Raw genomic sequence first — 2,832 nt, 5'->3', positions numbered from 1 at the left:
CCTGCAGATAGGCCTGCTGAAAGGCGGCGTTTTCGTTGTCGGGATGCAGGCGCAGCGCTTCGTTCACGGCCTTTTCGGCGGCGGCAAAGTTTTTCTGGCCGGCGTACATTTCCGAAACGAGAAGCAGGGGCTCCACATCCGTGGGGTGCAGCGTGCGCAGCTTTTCCAGCGCGGCGAGCGCGTCTGAAAAGCGCTTCTGTTCGTAGAGAATGCGCACTTTCATGCGGAGAGCCTTGTCGTATTCCGAACTCTGTGAGGAGACGCGGTCGAGATAGGCAAGAGCCCGGTCGATGTCTCCGTTGCTTTCATAAAGCAGCGCCGCATGATAAAAATACAGTCCGTCCGGCATGCCTTCCTGGGTTTCGAGACGGGAGAGCAGCGTTTCGGCCTGGTCGGGATGCTTTTCATCCATGAGCATGGCTGCGGCGGCCACGGCAAAGTGAAGCGGGTCCTGCGTTTCCATCACCATGCGGACCACGGCGTCCGTCTCGCCGTTCTGGAGCAGAAGCCGGAGAAGAAAAAGGCGTGCGCTGCGGTTGTCGGGGTCGTTCTGAAGAAGGTTGCGATAAATCTTTTCCGCTTCCTTCCGATTGCCGAGCTCTTCCTGTGTGAGGGCAAGAAGCTGCCATGCCTCGGAGTATTCTGGCTCTTCCTTCACGGCTGCTTCGAGCTGTCGTCTGGCGTCGGCAAAATGTCCGGAAACGTTCAGCGCCTGCGCGTAGGCAAAGCGGATCTGTGCGGTAAGCTGCTTTTCGGGAATGTGCCGGAAGACCTGCATGGCCTCTTCGGCCTGGGCGCTGCGCAGCAGGGCAAGGGCAAGCTCGGCCTGCGCCTGTCCGTCGGAGGGATGCTTTCGGGCAAAGGTGCGCAGAAGGTCTATGGCTTCGCTTCTTTGGTTGTTCTGGATGAGCAGGTCGGCCTGAAGCGAAACCAGCGACAGATCGTCCGGCATCTGGGTGGAGGCCTTCCTTATGAGAGGCACGGCTTCCTTTTCGTCGTCATGCGCGAGAAGCCATATGGCCGCGTCGATGATGGGAGAGGACGACGGCAGCTTGTACGCGCCCGTGCCGTAGCGGAGCAGCCGGTTGGCGGAATCGATGATGCCTTCGCGGTCGTTGCCCGCAAGGGCGCTGTCCAGCTTGAGCTGGGCAAAGATGAGCTCAGCGCGCTGCGACGGCGCCTGAGGCGTCATCTGCGACGGAACGAGCTGATCGTTCTGCCCGGATGCAAGACCGTTTCCCGTGGCCGTGCATCCCGCGGGCAGAAGCATGAGCGCAAGGGTGGACGCGAACATCAGGCGTTTTGCCCGCACGGAGGAAGACATGGGCCGCCGTACCCGAGAAAGGGATGATGTATGACTGAACATGGATTTCCTGTGTGCGGAAGAGCTATGGCTGTATCCATTCTTCCGAAAAGTCTTTGATCTCGCGCCCGAGATGTTCCTTCAGTTTTTCCAGCAGGCGCGCTTCCAGCTGGCGTATGCGTTCACGGGTGACGTGATAGCGTTCTCCGATTTCTCTGAGCGTGGCCGGCTCGTCGGTAAGAAGTCTGTGCTCCAGAATGTAGACTTCCTTTTCCGAAAGGGAAGGAATGAGCTCTCGTATGCTTTCCTGAACGAGTCTGGATACTTCCGAGTCGGCAATGCCTTCCTCCACGCCGGGACCGAGAGCCGGCAGAAAATCCATGCGCGAAGCGCTGCCGCTGTCGTCGCTGACCGGAAGATCGAGGGAAACGTCACCGGCGTCCAGCCGCTGTTCCATTTCCACTACCTGATCCTTGGTCACGCCGAGCCGTTCCGAAAGAAGAGCCGCGTCGGGATCGAACCCCTGAAGAATGAGCTTCTGCCGTTCTCTGTTCAGATTGTAGAAGAGCTTGCGCTGGGCCTGCGTGGTGCCGATCTTCACCATGCGCCAGTTGTCCATGATGAACTTGAGAATGTAGGCCTTGATCCAGAACGAGGCATAGTAGGAAAATTTTATGCCCTTGTCGGGATCGAACTTGTTGACGGCCCGCAAAAGTCCCACGTTTCCTTCCTGAATGAGATCAAGCACGTTCTGCATCCAGCGGCGCTGAAAGTCCATGGCGATGCGGACCACAAGGCGCAGATGCGAGGAAACGATGCGGAACGCCGCCTCGGGATCGCCGTGATCGCGCACTCTCCGGGCAAGTTCCGTTTCTTCCTCCGGTTCAAGAAGAGGAAATTTGCTCACTTCCCGCAGATAGCTCTGAAGATTGTCTCGAACCGCCACGCTCGGCAGCCGGTCTTCAGCAATGGCTGGAAGATTGCTGCCGAGATCAATGACGCGGCCGTTGTCGTCGTAGTCTTCAAAGGAGTCGTCAAGCGGGGCGTCGCCTGGGAGAAGTTCCCCGTCCTGCGCCTGCTCAAGTTCCGCTTCCATGACTTCAGGAGAGTCATCATCCCCGGATTCTTCCTCCACGGCGTCGTTTTCGGAAGGCTCTTCGGGCGTGGCGGTGGGAAGCTGAGACTTCGCTGCGGTATCCCGCTTCGGCTGTCTCCCCGATTTTTTTTCGGATTCGTCCCCGTGTGCTTCCAAAGGCGAGGATGAAGACTCCGCTTCCTTGGAAACGGGGGGCGCCGTAATGTCGATGACATCACTATCCTTTGGAGATGTTTTGCTTTTTTTGATACGCGCAGAGGCGGTTCGGGGCTGCTTTGCTCTGGGAGAGGAAAGCAGTTCGGCTTCGTGCGCATCGGAAATGTTCGTCATGGAGTCATCCTTATTTCAGCAGGGCTTCCGGGGTGGAAGCGTACTTGCCGGAATGTATCCTATCGTTTAAGGTTGGCGTTTTCAACGATTTTCAGTACACCTA

At 57.9% G+C, this 2,832-nt stretch carries 2 protein-coding genes; both read right to left on the bottom strand.

The window, feature by feature from the left end; translation table 11 throughout:
• On the bottom strand, window positions 1–1,294 hold a 1,294-nt coding region (locus tag QZZ60_RS11140; protein WP_295641407.1), incomplete at its 3' end, for a tetratricopeptide repeat protein.
• A gap of 94 nt (window positions 1,295–1,388) precedes the next feature.
• A complete protein-coding gene (locus QZZ60_RS11135) occupies window positions 1,389–2,399 on the bottom strand; it encodes an RNA polymerase sigma factor RpoD/SigA (protein ID WP_295641408.1) in 1,011 nt (336 codons plus the stop codon).
• Window positions 2,400–2,832: the final 433 nt, after the last annotated feature.

The sequence above is a fragment of the uncultured Mailhella sp. genome (assembly GCF_905187505.1).
Lineage (GTDB): Bacteria > Desulfobacterota > Desulfovibrionia > Desulfovibrionales > Desulfovibrionaceae > Mailhella.
This window is presented reverse-complemented; position numbering and strand designations above follow the sequence as displayed.